This window comes from Okeania sp. SIO2B3 (assembly GCF_010672525.1).
In the GTDB taxonomy this organism is placed as follows: Bacteria; Cyanobacteriota; Cyanobacteriia; order Cyanobacteriales; family Microcoleaceae; genus Okeania.
Map to the genome: position 1 here is coordinate 2,437 of NZ_JAAHGH010000019.1, position 21,382 is coordinate 23,818.

Here is a 21,382-nt window from a genome sequence, read left to right on the forward strand (position 1 = left end):
ATGCTAGAGTTAATTAATCGTTACGAACACGGCTTTGTATCTATTCCTGTAATTTTAGCCTGTAGAGAAAAGGGATTATTTGAATTAATCAAACAAAAAAAAATAACCCACCAGCAAATAGCTAAAACCCTAAGAGCAAACACAGGTCATCTGCAAGTAGCATTAAGAATGATGCAATCCCTAGGTTGGCTATCAAAAAATGAACTTGGAGAATACTCCCTCACAGACAATTCTCAAGGGTACTTGTCCATTCCTGAAGAAATATTAGATCTATACAACCTACCCATAGAATCATACTTACGAGGAAAAGAAAAGCCTGATGTCCTCAAAAATTGGATAGAGCTTTCTCAACAGCAGTGGCATATTAATGATCAAACAATTGCAGATTTCTTAGATGGGGCTCTAATAATACCAATAATGCTAGCACTTCACAAGCATAAATTATTAGCAGTAGACCAGGAAAAAAAGCCCTTATTCTCTAGTGTAAGTCCTCAAATACGAAAAGAATTATCAACATGGTTTATAGCGAAAGGATGGGCAGAGAAAAGTTCTGTCATTGTCCACAAACAAAATGAAAAATCAACGGACGATGAAAATAAATTATACTTAACAGCCCTGGGTAAATTTATAGTAGAGAGAATACTAATTACGGGAGTTACCGCTTCCTATACTCCCATGTTGTTGCAGATTTCAGACGTATTATTTGGAAAAAGTCAAACAGTATTTTGTAGAGACGAACAAGGAAGTGAAAGTCACATCGATCGAAAATTGAACGTAATGAGCAGTGGTTTTCAACACCAGAAGTTTTTTGCTGATGTAGACGAATTAATTCTGAGTATTTTTAATCAATTACCCTATTACGAACAACCAAACTATATTGTAGACATGGGTTGTGGGGATGGCACACTACTCAAACGGGTTTATCAAGTAATTAGTACAAAATCTGCTAGAGGAAAAGTGCTAGACAAATATCCAGTGCAGATGATTGGAGTAGATTATAACCAAGCATCGTTGCAAGAATCTGCATTAACTTTAGCAGATATTCCTAACTTGCTAATGAAGGGGGATATTGGAAACCCACAACAAATGATATCCGACTTAAGAACTCAGGGAATTGACGATCCAGAAAAAATTCTCCACATTCGCTCCTTTTTAGACCACGATCGTCCATTTATTCCTCCCAAAAATTTAGAAGCAGCAAAAAGGCGGGGCCAACTTTCTTACTCAGGGGTTTATGTAGATTCAGACGGCGGTTTAATTCCGGCCCAGATTATGATACAAAGCTTGGTAGAACATCTGGAAAGATGGTCTTCTGTGGTTACTAAACATGGGATGATGATTCTGGAAGTTCATTGTTTAGAACCAGAAGTAGTAAACAAATTTTTAGACAGTAGTAATAACCTGCATTTTGATGCTTTACAAGCTTTCTCAAGTCAACATTTGGTAGAAGCTGAAGTGTTTCTCAGTTGTGCTGCTGAAGTAGGTTTATTCCCCAAGTGGGAGTTCTCGAAACGATATCCTCAGAATTTTCCATTTAGTCGTATCACCTTAAATTGTTTTGAGAAAAAGCCTTACAAGTTGCGCCATCCTACAATTAAGGATTTACCAGAGCTAATAGTACTAGAGGAATTGTGTTGGTCAGAAAATCTCCGGGTTGACAGTGAAGAAATTCAGAGGCGGATTTTGAATTTTCCACAAGGGCAATTTATTTTAGAAATTGAGGAAAAGATTGTTGGAGCTATTTATTCTCAAAAGATTGTTCAGACTGAAGTTTTGGAGAATAGAACTTTTGTAGAAGTGCCATCATTACATACTGAATCAGGAGTAGTGATACAATTACTAGCTACAAATATTTTGCCAGAGTTGCAAAACCAAGGGTTAGGGGACCAATTACTGGAATGGATGCTTCAGTATTGTGCTGTGATGGGTGGTGTGGAAAGGGTTGTGGGAGTAACTCGTTGTCGTAATTATCCAGACTATTTCCCAATGCCAATGACAGAATATATCCACAAAAAAAATGATTCAGGGCTACTGGTAGACCAGATATTGCGCTTTCATCAGATACATGGGGCAAAAATTCAAAAAGTTCTTCCTGGTTATAGGCCCAAGGATATAGAGAACAAAGGTTATGGTGTTCTGATAGAATACGATATCCATAATCGTCAACGTTTTGATGGTGTAGGAGTTGAAAAAAATCAGCAGGAAAAAGTAGAAATAGATGTAGATGTAGATGAAGTTGTGGCTGGTTGTGTTCGGACAGTAATGAATAAGAAACGCTCTTTTGATTCAGATCGCCCACTGATGGAAATGGGAATCGAATCTTTGGAACTGTTAGAACTGAAATATTTATTGGAGAAAAAACTGGAAGTAAAAATCGAGCCGAACTTCTTCTTTAAATATGGAACTCCAAAGGCGATCGCTAGTTATTTTAAAGGAGAAACACCAGCTAAACAAAAGAATATTTCTGAGTTCTTGCCAAAAATCGCACAACTAGAGTCAAAAGCCGAAAAAACTGATTCAGGTTTTTCGGCTGCTCAATTAGAAAACGGGATAGCAATTATTGGTATGGCTTGTCGATTTCCCGGAGATGCCGATAGCCCCCAAAAGTATTGGTCATTACTGCGTGATGGGATTGATGCAATTACGGAAGTACCTCCAACTCGTTGGGATATTGAAAAATATTTTAATTCTGATCAAAATCAACCAGGAAAAATATCCAGTCGTTATGGTGGTTTTATTTCCGAAGTTGACAAATTTGATGCAGAGTTTTTCCATATTTCGCCCCGTGAAGCTAAATATATAGATCCACAACAACGTATATTACTAGAAGAAAACTGGAAGGCATTAGAAAATGCTGGTATTAATCCAAAATCTCTTTCGGGAACAGAAACAGGAGTATTTGTAGGTATAGGTTTTCATGATTATGAACAGCTACAGTACAAACATAATCAGGAGCAAGATTTAAACATCTATTTTGCTACAGGTAGTTCTACTGCTATAGGTGCGGGAAGATTATCCTACTTTTTGAAATTAAATGGTCCAGCTATAACAGTAGATACGGCCTGTTCATCATCTCTAAGTGCTGTTCATTTAGCTTGTCAAAGTATACGCAATGGTGAATGTGAATTAGCTCTAGCATCAGGGGTGAATTTATTGTTGTCTCCTGAGTTGAGTATTAGTTTCTCTCAAGCAGGAATGTTATCGCCTGATGGACGTTGTAAGACTTTTGATGCTACAGCCAATGGTTATGTACGGAGTGAAGGGTGTGGAGTGGTAGTTCTCAAGTCATTGAAACAGGCCATAGCAGATAGAGACCCAATTTTAGCAGTGGTTAGGGGTACAGCAATTAATCAGGATGGTGCTAGCAATGGAATGACTGCACCAAATCAATCAGCTCAAGAAGCGGTGATTCAGAAAGCCTTGTCTGTAGCGGGAATATCAGCTAATCAAGTGTCTTATGTAGAAGCTCATGGTACGGGTACTTCTTTGGGGGACCCAGTAGAAATTAAGGCTCTGGAAGTGGTGTATGGAGAAAATCGTGGTTCGGAACGCCCTTTAACGATCAGTTCAGTGAAGACAAATATTGGTCATACTGAAGCAGCAGCAGGTATTGCCGGGTTAATTAAGGTGGTGTTGTCACTGCAAAATAAGTATATACCACCTCATTTACATTTGAGGGAGCTGAATCCTTATATGAGTTTAGCCGGGATTCCTGGTATGATTCCGATGGAGGGTAAGGCATGGGAAAAATATGATGGAGAAGACAGTTGTGTAGGAGCGGTAAGTTCTTTTGGTTTCAGTGGCACAAATGCTCACGTTATTCTGGAGGAAGTACCTACAGAAGTCAGAAGTGAAGATGATTTAGAACAGGACGTTCATCTATTAACGCTTTCAGCGAAAACTCAAACAGCTCTGGGAGATTTAGTCAGGAGTTATCAGAATTATCTGGAAACCAATCCAGGATTAGAACTGGCAGATGTATGTTATACAGCTAACACTGGGCGAGCTCAGTTTAATCATCGACTAGGAGTCATTGCTAGTAACCTACAGGAATTAAGGAAAAAACTTCTACAACACAAAGCAGGGGAGGAAGTCGTCGGAGTATTTTCAGGAAAACTACCCAATGATAGTAGCGTTCCTAAATTAGCCTTCCTATTTACAGGTCAAGGTTCCCAGTATGTGAATATGGGAAGAAAACTATATGAAACTCAGCCGACATTCCGTCAAGCTTTAGAGGAATGTGACCAAATCCTAAGCCCCTATCTAGAACATTCGCTCTTAGAAATTCTCTATCCTAAAAATGTACAAAAGTCAAGTTCATCTTTAATAGATCAAACCGCTTATACTCAACCTGCTTTGTTTGCTATTGAATACTCTTTGTTCAAGTTATGGGAATCTTGGGGAATAAAACCAAATGTAGTGATGGGGCACAGCGTGGGCGAATATGTAGCAGCAACAGTAGCAGGAGTATTCAGTTTAGAAGATGGACTGAAATTAATTGCTATGCGGGGGCGGTTAATGCAGCAGTTGCCTTCTGGTGGTGGAATGGTTTCTGTGATGGCATCAGAATCTCAAGTAACAAAGGTTATAGAGAACTATAATTCCCAAGTGGTCATAGCAGCCATTAATGGACCAGAAAGTATAGTAATTTCTGGTAAAAGTGAATTTATCGCAGCGATTTGTAGTAAATTAGAAGCTATCGGAATTAAAACCAAAAAATTAGAGGTATCCCATGCTTTTCACTCTCATTTGATGGAACCAATGTTGGCCGAATTTGAGGTTATAGCTAAACAAGTAACCTATAGTCAACCTCAGATACCACTGATATCTAATGTTAATGGCCAAAAAGTTGATTTGGAAATAACTAAGGCTGAGTATTGGGTAGATCATGTCTTAAAGCCAGTGCGTTTTGCTGAGAGCATGAAAACTTTGCATCAGGAAGGGTCTGAGTTATTTATAGAAATTGGACCTAGACCGATTCTACTGGGGATGGGTCGTCAATGTTTGCCAGAGGATGAGGGACTATGGTTTCCTTCCTTACGCCCACCAAAAGCAGAATTGCAACAAATGTTAGAGAGCTTGGGGCAGTTGTATGTGCAAGGAATCAAAGTGGATTGGTCAGGGTTTGAACAAAACTATGCTGGCAGGAAAGTAGCATTACCCACTTATCCATTCCAGAAACAACGATATTGGCTTGATATTCAAAAAAATGGTTTAACTGAAACACAAAATCTCTTGAATGAAGAAAATCAGGAGTATATAGAGTCAAAAGAATTGATTCAGGAGAAATATGACTTTATGCGGAGAAAAAAAACAGCAGTAAGATCCAGGCGACAAGAAAAAATCATACAAGAATTGTGTGAGATAATTGCCCAAGAATTAGGATTTGAGCCATCTCAAGTAGATAGTTCTAATAACTTATTAGAAATGGGAGCAGATTCACTAACTCTGATGGCAGCAGGAAGAAAGATAGAAAAAAATTATGGGATCAAGATCACAATCCGCCAATTTTTTGAAGAATTAACAACAGTAGATGCTTTGGCGAAATACATAGATGAGAAGTTATTACCAGAGTTGGGAGAAGATACTGTAGAGAGGCAAGATCAATGGCAGGCTTTATCACAGCCAGAAGAAAGATCATTATTACAGACAGTTAAAGATAAAATAGAATCACCCCCTGTTAAGCCAGAAATACCAGGAGACTCGACTGCTCTAGAAAGAATTATGCAGCAGCAACTCCAGGTTATGTCCCAGATTATGTCCCAGCAGTTAGAAGTTTTGCAGGGAAAGATCGACTATACAAACCAGATTTCTGTCCCGAACAATGGACAGTCTCATCAGAGATTTGACAGAGAATCTTCTGCCTCTAAAGTAGAAATGAAGCGAGGGTTGACCAAGCCATCTGTTCAACCTAGTCAAGAGGTTTCAAGAGTCAGCTTTGGTCAGTTATCACCTAGTGATTATTTAAGAACACCAGTAGAAATTGAACAGCAACTCAATAAAATTATTCCAGAATTAATAGTTCAGGCAGATTTGGATAGTTACGGGGAAATACCAACTGAGTTAGAAAATTTAAGTGTAGATTATATAGTGCAGGCACTACAAGAAATGGGCTGGTCTTACCAACCAGGAGAAAGTTTTTCTACAGAATCAGTGGTCCAAAGTTTAGGTGTAGTTAGTGACCAGCAGCGATTGTTCAAGCGTCTGTTAGAAATCCTAGCAGAAGAGGGAATCTTGCACTCAACCCAACAACAATGGCAAATGGTGCAAACTCTAGAGGGAGCTAACCCAGAAGAGAAAAGTCAGAAGTTGTTGAGTCAATATCCCAATGCTCAAGCTGAACTTACCCTACTCGATCGTTGTGCTTCCCAACTGAGTGGGGTACTGCAAGGTAAATTAAATCCATTGCAACTGGTTTTTCCAGAAGGAGATTTAACTGCCGCAACCAAACTATATCAAGAATCTCCTCCATCTCAGGTGATGAATAATATCGTTCAAGGGGCGATCGCTACAGCTATAGAGAAGTTACCAGAAAATCATGGAGTCAGATTTTTGGAGATAGGTGCAGGTACTGGAGGAACTACAAGTTATATTCTGCCTCATCTTAATCCCAATCAAAGCGAATATGTGTTTACGGATATAGGAGGATTTTTCAATGTCAGAGCTAAAGAAAAATTCCGAGATTATTCTTATGTACGTTATCAAACTCTAGATATTGAAAAAAACCCAACAAATCAAGGATTTGAGTCTCACAGTTACGATGTGATTATTGCTGCTAATGTGCTTCATGCAACTACTTCTATGAGTGAGACTTTATCCCATGTGCAGCAACTATTAGCACCAGGGGGAATGTTAGTGTTGTGGGAAAAGACGACTCCTCAGAGATGGTTAGATTTAATCTTTGGGTTATTAGGTGGATGGCAGAAATTCAATGATTTAGACTTACGCCCTGATTCACCTTTACTAAGTCGCTCCAAGTGGGAGCAGTTACTGAGTGAAAGTGGTTTTGCGGAAGTTGTCACTGTTCCTAAGACTGGGGAAATATCAACAGCTTTATCTAAAGAAGCAGTGATTATTGCTCAAGCAGAGTCAAATAAAATCAAGGAAAAGATATCTGGGACAAATACTTCCAGGAAAGTAGCCTTGAACAAACGTAAAGCAGCTTTGAACAAACAGCAACAGAGCTACTTAGATGAATTTATTACTACTTACACAAGGAAAACTCAAAAATCTCAAGAAACGGCCCAACGTTATCGTCCAGTCCTCGCTGATAAAAGAGCTACAGCCAGATGGATAATGGAACTGAAAGAGATGAGATATCCCATAGTTGGAGAATCAGCTAATGGGTCTAGGATGTGGGATGTTGACGGCAATGAGTATATAGACATCTCCTTGGGATTTGGTGTACATCTGTTTGGTCATAAGCCACAATTTATCAGTGAAGCTATCCAAAATTGGTTAAGTCAAGGGGTACAAGTTGGTCCGCAAGCAAAATTTGTAGGGGAAGTAGCACAGTTAATTCAACAACTCACAGGTATGGAGCGAGTTGCATTCTGTAACTCCGGTACAGAAGCAATGATGACAGCAGTACGTTTAGCACGTCTAACTACGGGTCGAGATAAGATTGTTATGTTTACTAATTCTTATCACGGTCATTCAGATGGAGTTTTAGCCGTTGCGCCGACTAATCTAGACAACAATCATAGAGCTGTTCCTGTATCACCAGGGGTATTGCAAAATATGGTTGATGATGTTATTGTCCTAGATTATGGAGCAAGTAAATCTCTAGATATTATTAGAGCTAATGGCCATAAATTAGCTGCTGTTTTGGTAGAACCAGTACAAAGTCGCCGACTAAGTTTACAACCAAAAGAGTTTCTTCAGGAACTAAGAGAGTTTACTAAACAAGCAGGTATTGCTCTAGTTTTTGATGAGGTAATTACTGGCTTTCGTATTCATCCAGGAGGGGCGCAGGCTTGGTTTGATATTGAAGCAGACATTGTTGCCTATGGTAAGTGTGTCGGTGGTGGTGTACCAATAGGAATTATTGCTGGTAAAGGTGAGTATATGGACGGCCTTGATGGTGGTCAGTGGAACTACGGAGATGATTCCTATCCTAAGAAACTACAGACATTCTTTGGTGGTACTTTCAACAAAAATCCTTTAGCGATGGCTACAGCAAAAGCAGTGCTGGAGCATTTGCAAAGGGAAGGAGCATCACTACAAGAAAATCTCAATCAACGTACTTTAAAGCTTGTAGAAACACTAAATACTTACTTTCAACAAGAAGATTTACCACTTAAGCTGATATATTTTGCATCTCTATTTCAATTTGTTTCATCGGATAATGAGAGCTATATATTTCAACCAATAGAAGTGGAAATACTGATTCATCATCTAATAAAAAAAGGTCTTTATATATGGGAAGGGAGAGTTTGTTTTCTTTCTACAGCTCATACGGAGCAAGATATTGATGATATTATTTCTGTTGTCAAACAGAGCGTATCAGAAATGCGCCTGGGGGGTTTTTTCCAAAAAAAGAATCAGTCAACTACTGAAACCGATGTCAAAAAAATTGAGCGAGTAAGAGATGTATCAATTGAATTTCAGGAAACTCCAAGGGGGGAACCAGTAGTTGTACCTCTGACTGAAGCTCAAAAACAATTTTGGTTTTTAGACCAAGTTGAGGAAAATAGTAGACAAGCTTATATTGACCAAGTGTGTCTACAGTTGGAGGGAATATTTAATATCAATGCAATGGAGCAAGCAATCAAAAAGATTGTAGAACGTCATGAAGCTCTACGGACAAAAATATCTTCTGAAGGAGATTTTCAGGAAGTTTTACCGGAGGTAAAAATCCAGGTTCCCTTGATTGATTTCTCAAGTTTGTCAGATAGCGATCGCGAATCTAAAATAACTGAATGGTTAGAGGAAGAGATTCAAAAACCTTTCAATCTGAGTCAACCTCCGCTGTTACGAGGTTATATTCTTAAAATAGAAGAAAAATTACATCGGTTAGTATTAAGAATTCATCATATTATTAATGATGGTTTGTCTACAGAAATAATTCTCAAAGAGATAGTAACTTTTTATGCAGCTGAATGTGAAGAAAAAGTATGTCAACTAGAGCCACCGATGCAATTTAGGGAATATGTAAAGTGGCAAAACAACATTAGCAAAACAGAGGAAATGGCAGTAAGTGAATCTTACTGGTTAGATAAATTTTCTACCTCAATTCCTATTCTGAATTTGCCAACAGATCGCCCACGTCCGTCAATAATGACTTATAGAGGTAGTAGGCAAACTCTTAAGTTAGATGGTAACTTTTTTGCAGGAATAAAAACATTTAGTAAACAGAAGGGTTGTACTTTGTTTATGACTTTGCTAGCAACCTATAATATTTTACTAAGCAAACTGACAGGTGATGAGGAAATTATAGTAGGTACTGCAGCCAGGGGGCGTGGTTTGGAAGGCAGTCAAAATATGATTGGCTATTGTAATAATGTGTTGCCCATTCGGAGTAGTATTGATGAGTCTCTATCCTTCTCAGAATTTTTAATAAGAACAAGGAGTATTTTATTAAACGATTATCAAAATCAAGATTATCCATTCCCGAAATTACTAACTAAACTTAATCTGGAAAGAGACCCGAGTAGACCGATTTTGGTATCAACTTTATTTAACTTAGACAGAATTTGGGCTTTGTCAAATATATCAGGATTGAAAACTAGGTTGATACCTATTCCTAAAAAGTTTGTTCCTTACGATATTGTTCTAGATATTACGGAAACAGAAAATGAATTGTTATTCAATTTAGATTACAATTTGGATTTATTTGATGATACTACGGTCGAGCGTTGGTTGATTCATTTCCAAACTTTGTTAGAAGCTATTATTACAGATCCAGAACAAAAAATTGCTCAACTGTCACTATTAACAGCAGCAGAAAAACAACAATTATTAGAATTTTGTGGGTATCAAAACAACCGTATTCCTCCGAATTTGTTACATAATAATTTACCTATTTATATCCTAGATGCTCACCAACAAATGGTTCCTCCTGGAGTCGAAGGAGAAATATATATTTCTACATCCCTTCTTGCCCAAGATTCCAGAGATATCTATCAACACCCTCAACTAGGTCTGTTACAGAAAACCCAACAATGGGGACGTAGACTGTCAAACGGGTTTATAGAATGGAAAGGTGACATCACGAGAATCAGAAAAGTTAAAGGCAACAGAATTAATCTACAAGAAATTGAAGTTGTCTTGCGATCGCATCCTGAAGTAAAAGACTGCTATATATTAGTGCGCAACCAACAGATAATAGCTTATATAGAAGTATCAAAAACTATATCTCCTGAATTGCTCCGGACTGAGGTAAAACATCTGTTACCAGGTCGCCATCTGCAACCAGATGCTTATGTACAAGTATCAACATTACCTCTAACAGCATCAGGAAAAATAGACGAAAAAGCTTTAGAGTCTTTAGAAGTAATAGACTCCAACTTAATAGAAAGTTGGGAAGAAAAACTGCAGTCGCATCCACAAATAAAACAAGCAGCAGTAGTAGTAGGACCTAAGCAAGGCAAAGTATCTCCACCATTTCATATATTAGACCTAATTCCTGAAGCCATAACTACAGTCAAGCCATCAGTAACCACAGCAGCAGTTCCATTGATAGTAGAGGAGGGAACCCCATCAGAAGAGTTAACAGTAGCTGTACCAGCATTGAGTGACGGGGGTCAGTTGATTTTTTCAGATAATGCACCACAAACCCTAGCAGAAGCTCTACAAAGAGCAGCCCAACAGGATTCAGAAAGGGGATTGATTTATATTAACTCTGATGGTTTAGAGTCAATTCAATCCTATGCAGACTTACTTAGAGACGCAGAAAAGATTTTAGCAGGATTGAGAAAAATTGGTCTTCAACCCCAAGACAAAGTAATTTTTCAACTCTCCAAAAATCAAGATTTTATCAGGGCGTTTTGGGGGTGTGTGTTAGGAGGATTTATACCAGTACCAGTATCAATTGCCCGTAGTTATGACCAACCAAACACCACTCTGAGTAAATTACAAAATAGCTGGCAGATATTGGGTAAACCATTGGTATTGACAGATAGTCAGTTAGCACCAAAAATTCAGAAATTGTTTCAAGGATGGAATTTGGAAGACTTGAAACTAGAAACACTGGAAACTTTGCAAAAGTGCGAACCCGACCGGAATTGGTACAAAAGTAAGCCAGAAAATTTAGCCGTATTGCTGCTGACTTCTGGTAGTACAGGAATGCCAAAAGCAGTGATGCAAAGTCATCGCAGTTTGTTGAGTCGTAGTGCTGCGACTTCCCAAATGAACAACTTTACATCTGAAGATATTTCCTTAAACTGGTTTCCCCTAGACCATGTGGGAGGAATAGTGATGTTTCATCTGAGGGATGTTTATTTAGGATGTCAACAAATTCAAGCTCCAATAGAAGTTGTATTGGAAGCACCTACGAAGTGGTTAGATTGGATTTCTGAGTATGGAGTGACGATAACTTGGGCACCAAATTTTGCTTATGGATTAGTTGTTGAGCAAATTGAAAAGCTCTCAAAACAGGGAAAAACAGTAGAGCAAAAATGGAATTTATCTTCCCTCAAATTTCTCCTGAATGGAGGGGAGGCGATCGCTGCCAAAAGCGCCAGAATATTTTTAGAATTACTGATTCCCTATCATCTACCAGCTCAAGCAATGCACCCTGCTTGGGGAATGTCGGAGACATCTTCAGGGGTCGCATACTCTCATAACTTTTTATTGGAGTCAACAACAAATGAGCAAAAATTTGTGGAAGTAGGTGCTCCTACACCGGGAACAAAAATCAGAATTGTAGATAATCAAGACCAATTGGTAAGAGAAAGTGAAATTGGCAGTGTACAAATACAAGGAGTATCAGTAACGTCTGGTTATTATCAAAATCCAGTGGCAACAAAGGAAGCTTTTACAAAAGATGGCTGGTTTAATACAGGAGATTTAGGATTTCTCAAAGCTGGGCAATTAACAATTACTGGACGACAAAAAGATGTTATTATTATCAACGGTTTGAATTATTACAGTCATGAAATAGAAGCGGTTGTCGAAGAATTAGCAGGAATAGAAGTTTCTTATACCGCAGCTTGTGCTATTCGAGAGTATCAACAAGATACAGACAAATTAGCTATATTTTTCAGCACTCAAAAAACAGAAGATAATGATTTGATAGAGCTGCTCCAAGAAATTCGCTCAGTTGTAGTAAAATCTATTGGTATTAATCCAGATTATCTTATCCCTGTAGAGCCAGAAAAAATTCCTAAAACAGCTATAGGGAAAATTCAGCGTACACAATTAAAACAACGTTTTGAAGCTGGTGAGTTTCAGTCTATCCAGAAGCGAGTTGATATATTACAAAAAAATAATAACACAATCCCAAGATGGTTTTATCGCTCAGTTTGGCGACAGAAAGAAGTAATATTTGGTAAATATCCGACTGATACAGGCATTACTCTTATTTTTGTAGATGGTTTAGGATTAGGTAATTTGTTGTGGGATAAATTACAGCAAAATGATCGATATTGTCTGAAAATTGAGGCAAGTTCAGAGTTCAAAAAAATCAATGATAATCACTATTTTATTGCACCAGATAATCCACAACATTATCAACAATTACTGGAATCAATAACCGCTATAAAATTACCAATAATAAGGATAATTAACCTGTTTGAATATCAGGAATATACGGAAAAAATAGTAGAAATAGAAAGCATAGAAAAGTTAAGTTATCAGGGATTTTTTAGTTTATTTAATTTAATTAAAACCGTAGAAGAATTTCAAGGTAGACAACATCAGGTACAGTTATTATATGTCAGCAGTTACAGTCAATTAATACTAGAAACAGACAAAATAGCTTGTGAAAAAGCTACGGTATTAGGGTTACTTAAAACTATTCCCCAAGAAATGCCGTGGTTAAGCTGTCGTCACCTTGATTTATCGATTGCTGATATCGAAATAAATAGCAGTTATATTTGGCAAGAATTGTGTAATGTTTCCCCAGAATTAGAAATAGCATATCGAGAAGGAAAACGCTTAGTCTCTGGTATAGAAACAGTAAATCTGCCATCAACACCTCAACAAAAATTACCTTTTCAACAAGGTGGTATTTATCTACTGAGTGGGGGTTTAGGAGGAATAGGTAGAGAAATTGCCAAATATCTGTTAGAGAATTATCAGGCCAAACTAATATTAGTAGGTAGAACACCTCTATCGGCATCAAATTCAGACAAAATGTCGGCATATCAACAGTTGCAGGAATTGGGTACAGTCACTTATGAAGCAGTAGATATTTGTAATTTAGAGCAGTTACAACAGGTAGTAAAAGAGGCGGTATCAGAATGGGGAAGAAAATTAGATGGAGTAATTCATTTAGCAGGAGTTTTCCATGAGCAACTGCTATTGACAGAAACTCAAGAAAGTGTGGCCAGAGTGTTGCGCCCGAAAGTTCTAGGAAGTTGGGTGTTACATCAATTATTGAAAGATAATGCGGATGGTTTGTTTATTCATTTTGCATCAGTGAATGGTTTCTTTGGGGGGATGAGTGTGGGTGCTTATGCAGCAGCTAATAGTTTTCAAATGGCTTTCTGTAATTACCAAAAAACTCATAGTAATCTGCGCAGCTATTGTTTGGCATGGAGTATGTGGGATGAAACAGGTATGAGTCATGGTTATCAGATGAAGGAATTGAGTCAAGCTAAGGGTTTCTATAGTATTTCGCCATTACAAGGAATGTATTCTCTGTTAGCAGCTTTGTATCATGGTGAAAATAATTTACTGGTCGGTTTGGATGGTAGTAAACATCTAATTCAAGATTATGGAGGGGAATGTGATAGTTTACAACAATTAACGGGATACTTGACAACGAACAATAATAAGATACAATTATCAAAGTGGTTTGTACCCGATCGCTTTGGTTTGTCCACTCATTGTCAGTGGGTGCAACTCGAACAAATACCTCTGACTGAGACTGGAGAAATTGACCGAAGTCAGTTGATGGGTAGTGGAGTTGGTCAACGAACGAAACCCAGGAATGAGACAGAGCGTCAACTTGTACTTATATTCCAGGAGGTACTGGGAATATCTAGTGTGGGTGTCCACGACAACTTTTTTGAGTTAAAAGGTGATTCCCTGAAGATGACTCAAGTAGTGTCCCGGGTGCGAGAAACTTTTAACGTGGAGTTGCCTTTAAGTAGATTGTTTGAAAGTCCGACTGTAGATCAATTAAGTAGTTCCATTGATGATCTGGGCAATGGTAATTTATCTTTAGCTGAACAACTACAAAATGTTTCTAATGAGCAAGAAAACTGGGAGGAAATCGAACTGTGAAAACATTAGAAAAGTTTTTATCAGAGTTGGCTAATCGAGATGTCAAATTATGGCTTGAGGATGGACGCTTGCGCTGTAAAGCTCCAGAGGGAGTTTTGACATCAGATATACGCACTCAGTTAACTGAGTATAAGCAAGAGATTATCAATTTTTTGGAGAGGTCTAATCAAGAGAAAAACATTAAGCAACCCCCAATTAAGCCAATTGAAAGAAATGGTAATTATCAGCCATTATCGTTTGCTCAACAACGATTATGGTTGCAAGAAAAACTTGGTATTCTAAGCCATGCTTATAACGTACCATTGACACTACATTTAAAAGGTAAACTACAGCCAATAGCTTTACAGCAGAGCCTTAACCAGCTTATTATTCGTCACGAAACTCTCAGAACTACATTTAAGGAAATAAACGATACACCTGTACAGGTAATCCAATCTCCATTTGAATTAGAACTTCCAGAAGTAGACTTGAGTGGGTTAACATCATCTCAACAAAAAAATCAACTCCAACAGTTACTCCAACAGGAAAATCAGCAACTGTTTAATCTCGAACAAGAACCACCAATACGAGGGAAATTGTTCAAGTTGGGAGAAAAGGAGCATATCCTGCTAGTTATGTTACATCACATTGCCACAGATGGCTGGTCAGTAGGAATATTTGCTCAAGAACTTGCGGCTTTTTACCAAGGGGTAGTTACAGGTAAACCTTCCCAACTGCCTGAATTGCCAGTGCAGTATGTAGATTTTGCAGTATGGCAACGGCAGTGGTTGCAAGGAACGACGATCCAGAGACAAATAGATTACTGGAAGGAAAAACTTAAGGAACTACAACAACTGCAACTGCCTACAGACTATTCCAGACCTGCCAAAGAAACTTTTCGAGGTGGGGAAAAAACCTTTAGCTTATCAGCAGCACTAACGGCAAAATTGAACAGACTCAGCCAACAGCATGGTTTTACTATGTTCATAACTCTGTTAGCTGGGTTTAAAGTATTACTGTATCGTTACAGTGGTCAACAGGGTATTACAGTGGGGTCTCCTATAGCTAACCGTAACCGTAGAGAAATAGAAGGGTTAATTGGTTTTTTTGTTAACTCCCTGGTCATGTACACAGAAATTGAAGGGGAAGCAAGTTTTTTAGAAGTATTAAACAAAGTACGACAGACAGCGCTAGAGGCTTATGCTCACCAAGACATACCTTTTGAAAAATTGGTAGAAGAATTACAACCACAACGTTCTTTGCAGCATCACCCTCTATTTCAAGTAATGTTTGCTGTCCATCAAACGAATTCATTTGTATCAAGTTTTAGTCTGCCGAATTTAGAGATGATTTTATCTCCAGTGGAAGAAGTGGAGATGACAGTACGAATGGACCTAGAATTACATTTATGGCCAGAAGGAGAGAATATAAAAGCATTCTGCGCCTACAACCGAGACTTATTTGAGGCAGAAACAATAAGTAGGATGCTATCACATTACGAAAACATATTATCAGCAGCAGTAGAGACACCAGAGCAACCAATCTATCAACTGCCAATAATGAACCCCAAAGAAACACAGCAGTTATTAGTTACCTGGAACCAAACCCAAAGCGCCACCCCAGACAAATGTATCCATGAACTATTTGAAAAAATAGTACAACAACAACCCCAATCAACAGCAATAATATTTGAAGAGCAAAAACTAACATACTCAGGGCTCAACCAAAAAGCCAACCAACTAGCACAGAAACTGCGCTCCTTAGGAGTAAAAGCAGAAGTGCTAGTAGGAATAAGCATAGAACGTTCAATAGAAATGGTAATCGGTTTATTAGGAATACTCAAAGCAGGAGGAGCATATGTACCAATAGACCCCAACTACCCAGCACAGAGAATCAACTATATGCTAGCCGACTCCCAAGTAGAACTATTAGTAACAACAAGCCAAATCACAGAAAAACTAGGAAAAGAACTATTCAAGCAACAAAAAATCATCACCATAGACCAAGAAATAGAAATAGAGTATAAAAATCAAACAAACAACATCCAAAGCCAAGTCCACCCCAATCATCTAGCCTATGTAATCTATACATCAGGCTCAACAGGAAAACCCAAAGGAGTAGAAATAGAACACCGCTCACTCACAAACTTCCTGAAATCAATGGAGGACTCACCAGGGATAGAACCATCAGAAAAACTACTAGCAGTAACAACAATAAGTTTTGACATAGCAGGATTAGAACTATACCTGCCATTAATCGCAGGAGCAACAGTAGAAATAGTCACAAAAGAAACAGCAAAAGACGGGCGAAAACTATTAAAAGCCATAGAAAAATCAGAAGCAACAATCATGCAAGGAACACCAGCAACCTGGCAAATGTTAATCAATGCCGGATGGTCAGGGAGAGGAAAAAAAATGAAAATCCTGTGTGGAGGAGAAGCAATCTCAGAAAAACTAGGGAAGTCCCTCCAACAAACAGGAGCCGAAATCTGGAATATGTACGGACCAACAGAAACAACAATCTGGTCATCAATCAAAAAAATTAACAACAACTCATCAATAAAATCAATAGGGCAACCCATAAACAACACTCAAATGTACATCCTAGACAAAAACCAACAACCAGTAGCAATAGGAGTAGCAGGAGAACTGCACATAGGAGGAGCAGGATTAGCACGAGGCTACCGAAACCAAGAAAAACTAACAGCAGAAAAATTCATACCCCACCCCTGTAGTGAAGAAAAAAACGCCAGAATCTACAAAACAGGAGACCAAGCCAGATACTTACCCACAGGAGAAATAGAATACTTAGGGAGAATAGACAATCAAGTAAAAATCCGAGGATTTAGGATAGAAACAGGAGAAATAGAAGCATTACTCAATGAAAATAGCAAAATAACTGAAGCAGTAGTAGTAGCCAAAGAAGAAAAACCAGGAGAAAAACGTCTATTAGCATATGTAGTACCCAAAACAGAAACAAGCGTTGCTGAAAAACAAAAGCTAATAGAAACCCAACTCAAAAGTTGGTCAGAGATCTTCAATCAACCCCAAGAAATAAAAGCAAGTGAAATCAAAGACCCAAAATTCAACATATCAGGATGGCAAAGTAGTTATAACAACCAAGCCATACCAGTAGAACAAATGGAAGAATGGGCAGCAGATATAGTAACTCAAGTATTAAAGTCCAAACCAGAAACAGTATGTGAAATAGGATGTAAAACAGGAATGTTATTACTGGGTATTGCACCAAAAACCAAATCATATTATGGCACAGACATATCAAAAGTATCACTAGAATATATTCAAAAACAAATAGAGCTTGAACCAGAAAAATATAATCATGTAACCCTAGCTCAAAAACAAGCAGAAGCCCTCGAAGGTGTAGCCGAAAACAGTGTAGACGTAGTCTTACTAAATTCGATAGTACAATACTTTCCCAGTGTAGAGTATTTATTGCAAGTAATAGAAGAAAGTCTAAAAAGAGTCAAACCAGGAGGAGTAATAATCCTATGGGATGTAAGGAACTTAGAATTAAGAAAAGAATTTCACACATCAGTACAAATGTATCAAGCCACCCCATCAGTATCAGCAGAAAAAATCAAGCAACAGCTAGAGCGAGTGATGCAACAGGAAATGGAACTGTTAGTATCACCAGAATTATTTGTAGCCCTAAAAGAAGAAAAAGAAGAAATCAGCCATGTACAGATACGTTTACAGAGGGGAAGCGAACACAATGAACTATCTAAATATAGATATAGTGTAGTGCTGCATAAAAAAGCAGAAGGGAAAGACAAAGAAGTAATAGAAGTAGGAATAGAGAATGGAGAAGGGATGTCAGTAGCAGAGATAGAACAGAAGCTAACAGAGGAGAAACCCGAAGCAATAGGGTGGAGTCAATTAGTGAATAAGAGAATAGAGAAAGATGTAGCAGCAGTAGAATTATTGTCAAAAGCCGAGAAAAAAGAAAATGTGCAACAGTTAAGACAAAAATTAGAGTCGCAACCAGTCAAAGGAATAGACCCAGAAGAGTTATATAAACTAAGCGAGGAAATGGGATATGCTTTAGAGTTGTGTTGGTCAGGGTCTGGAGTCAAAGGGAAAATGGATGCAGTGTTTGTGCGAAGAGCATTAGCAGCAGAGGGGATAGTGTTAACACCACTAACTCAAAAATCAGTGATTGAGGTAAACTGGCAGAATTATGGAAATAATCCTTTAGGTTATGAGATCTCGAAAGGACTGATACCAAAGTGGAAGGAGTATCTGTCGGAGAGGTTGCCAGAATATATGCTACCTTCAGGGTATGTGGTGTTGTCAGAAATGCCATTGACGGCCAATGGAAAGGTAGACAGAAAGGCATTAGCAGCAGTAGATGTCAGCAGTAGTAGTGTGTCAACAGAGTTTGTAGCACCAGAGACGAAAACCCAGAAGGGGTTAGCGCAAATATGGGGGCAGGTATTGGGCATAGAAAAAGTGGGAATACATGACAACTTTTTTGATTTGGGGGGACATTCTTTGATGGCTACTAAAGTTCTGGCTCGAATACCACAGGTTTTTGGGGTAGAATTACCTTTAAGGATTCTATTTGAATTACCAGTGGTAGCTAAATTAGCAGAATATATTGAAACCATTCAATGGGCTGAACAAGATTTACAAAACTCAGAAATTGATAGTGAGGAGGTGGTATTTTGAAACTTACTGAAACAGTTGAATTCTTATCTTATCTTCGTAGTCTAGGTGTAAAATTTGCTATTGATGGAGGAAAGCTTCGCTGTAATGCTGCTCCTGGGGTTTTAACATCAGTGCTACGTCAAGAAATTGCAGAGCGTAAAGCAGAAATTTTAGAATTGCTGGGAGAAGCACAGACAACCCAGCAATCTATAGCTAGCTCCATAAAACCGATTCCAAGGGACACACAGTTACCATTATCATTCTCCCAACAAAGGCTCTGGTTTATTGAAAAAACAGGGTTGAGTGGCAATGCTTACAATATGCCTTTGACCTTACATTTAGTGGGTCAATTAGACCTTGTTGCCCTACAAAAAAGTCTCAATGAAATTGTTGCTCGCCATGAAACCCTCAGAACTAACTTTGCGGAAATTAATGGTACACCTGTACAAGTAATTAGACCCCCCTTTGAATTAGAACTACCTCAACAAGACCTGAGTGGGTTAGCCAAACCCCAGCAAACTAGACAACTGCAACAGTGTCTGCAAACAGAAAATGAAAAACGGTTTAATTTAGAAGTTGACCCACCTATTAGAGTTCTGCTGCTGCAACTAGGAGCAAAAGAACATATACTCCAAGTCACACTACATCATATTGCCACTGATGGTTGGTCCCTAACAGTATTTGCTCAGGAACTATCAGCTCATTACACAGCAGCAGTAAAACATCAACCATCCTCATTACCAGAATTACCTATACAATATGCTGATTTTGCTGTCTGGCAGCAGGAATATCTACAAGATACTACCCTACAAACAGAATTAGAATACTGGAAGCAAAAGCTCAAAGAATTACCCCAACTACAACTGCCTACAGACTATCCCCGACCTGCAGTCGAAACCTTTAATGGCACAAGTATACCCATCAAGATATCAGCAGCACTAACATCAAAACTAAAACAAGTCAGCCAACAACAAGGAGCAACTCTATTTATGACCCTGTTAGCAGGGTTTAAAGTATTACTGCATCGTTACAGTGGTCAAGATAGTATTGCTGTAGGTGTACCCATAGCCAACCGCAAACGTAGTGAAATAGAAGGGTTAATCGGTTTTTTTGTTAACGCTTTAGTCATGTACACAGAACTGGGAGGGGAACCAAGTTTCACAGAAGTATTAAAAAGAGTGAGACAAACATCTCTAGAAGCTTATGCTCATCAAGATGTACCCTTTGAGAAACTGGTAGCCGAGTTGCAACCAGAACGTTCTCTTTCTCATAATCCCTTGTTCCGGGTATCCTTTGACCTTCAGCAGAGTGAAGTAGCAAATCCATCCTTTAGTCTACCAAACTTAGAAGTTGCTTGGTATCAAGAGGTTGGAGCGGAAATGACTGTGCGGATGGACTTGGAATTGTACCTATGGCAGGAAGGTGAAGAAATTAAAGGATTATGTGCCTATAACCGGGACTTGTTTGCTGCTGAAACCATTAGCAGGATGCTGTCACATTATCAAAATTTGTTATCTGCAGCTATTGAAACTCCAGAACAACCAATTAGTTTACTGCCGATAATGAGTGCATCAGAACAGCAGCAGTTGTTGGTGGCGTGGAATGAAACGAAAACAGATTACCCTACTGACAAATGTATCCATGAGTTATTTGAAACTCAGGCGGAACAAAACCCTGATGCAATAGCAGTAATATTTGAAGAACAAAAGCTTACTTACTCTCAGTTAAACAACAAAGCGAATCAACTAGCACATTATTTGCACTCATTGGGAGTCAAAGCAGAAGTGCTAGTGGGTATCTGTGTAGAGCGTTCAGTAGAGATGCTCGTAGGAATATTAGCCATACTTAAAGCTGGAGGAGTTTATGTACCACTAGACCCCAGTTATCCTCGATCGCGGCTTAATTACATAATCTCTGACTCCCAAATATCCATACTATTGACTCAAGAAAAATGGCTAAATAATCTCACAAAAACAGCAACTCAAATAATTTGTTTGGATACAGATGAAGAGATTATTAATCAACATAGTAGGCAAAATTTAGTAAATCAAGTAACAGCTACTGAGTTAGCTTACGTTATCTATACTTCAGGTTCCACAGGTCAACCAAAGGGAGTAAGTATTCCCCATCAAGGATTGTTAAATCTAGTTTTCTGGCATCAACGTACTTTTGAAGTCAAGTTTTCAGACAGAGCATCTCAAATAGCTGAAGTAGCCTTTGATGCCTCTGTCTGGGAAATATGGCCTTACCTGAGTGCAGGTGCTTGCTTACACTTAGTCAACTCGGAAACTCGTCTGTCTCCAGAAGCACTGAGAGATTGGCTAGTCTCAGAGAAAATAACGATT

The 21,382-nt window shown here is 38.5% G+C and carries 3 protein-coding genes (1 of these 3 cut by a window edge); all 3 read left to right on the forward strand.

What is annotated here, in order from left to right; all coding sequences use genetic code 11:
* Entirely contained in the window at positions 1 to 14,391 is a 14,391-nt protein-coding gene (locus F6K15_RS16450; RefSeq protein ID WP_293062489.1) for a type I polyketide synthase, read from the forward strand.
* Positions 14,388 to 19,058: a non-ribosomal peptide synthetase gene (locus F6K15_RS16455; protein ID WP_293062491.1), complete on the forward strand. Its 4,671-nt coding sequence runs from the start codon at positions 14,388 to 14,390 to the stop codon at positions 19,056 to 19,058. Before F6K15_RS16450 ends, F6K15_RS16455 begins: the two co-directional genes overlap by 4 nt.
* Positions 19,055 to 21,382, forward strand: part of the annotated coding region (locus F6K15_RS16460; RefSeq protein ID WP_293062493.1) for a non-ribosomal peptide synthetase (this coding region is incomplete at its 3' end). Its footprint extends 6,000 nt past the window's final position; 2,328 of its 8,328 annotated nt are in view. The genes F6K15_RS16455 and F6K15_RS16460, both read left to right, overlap by 4 nt.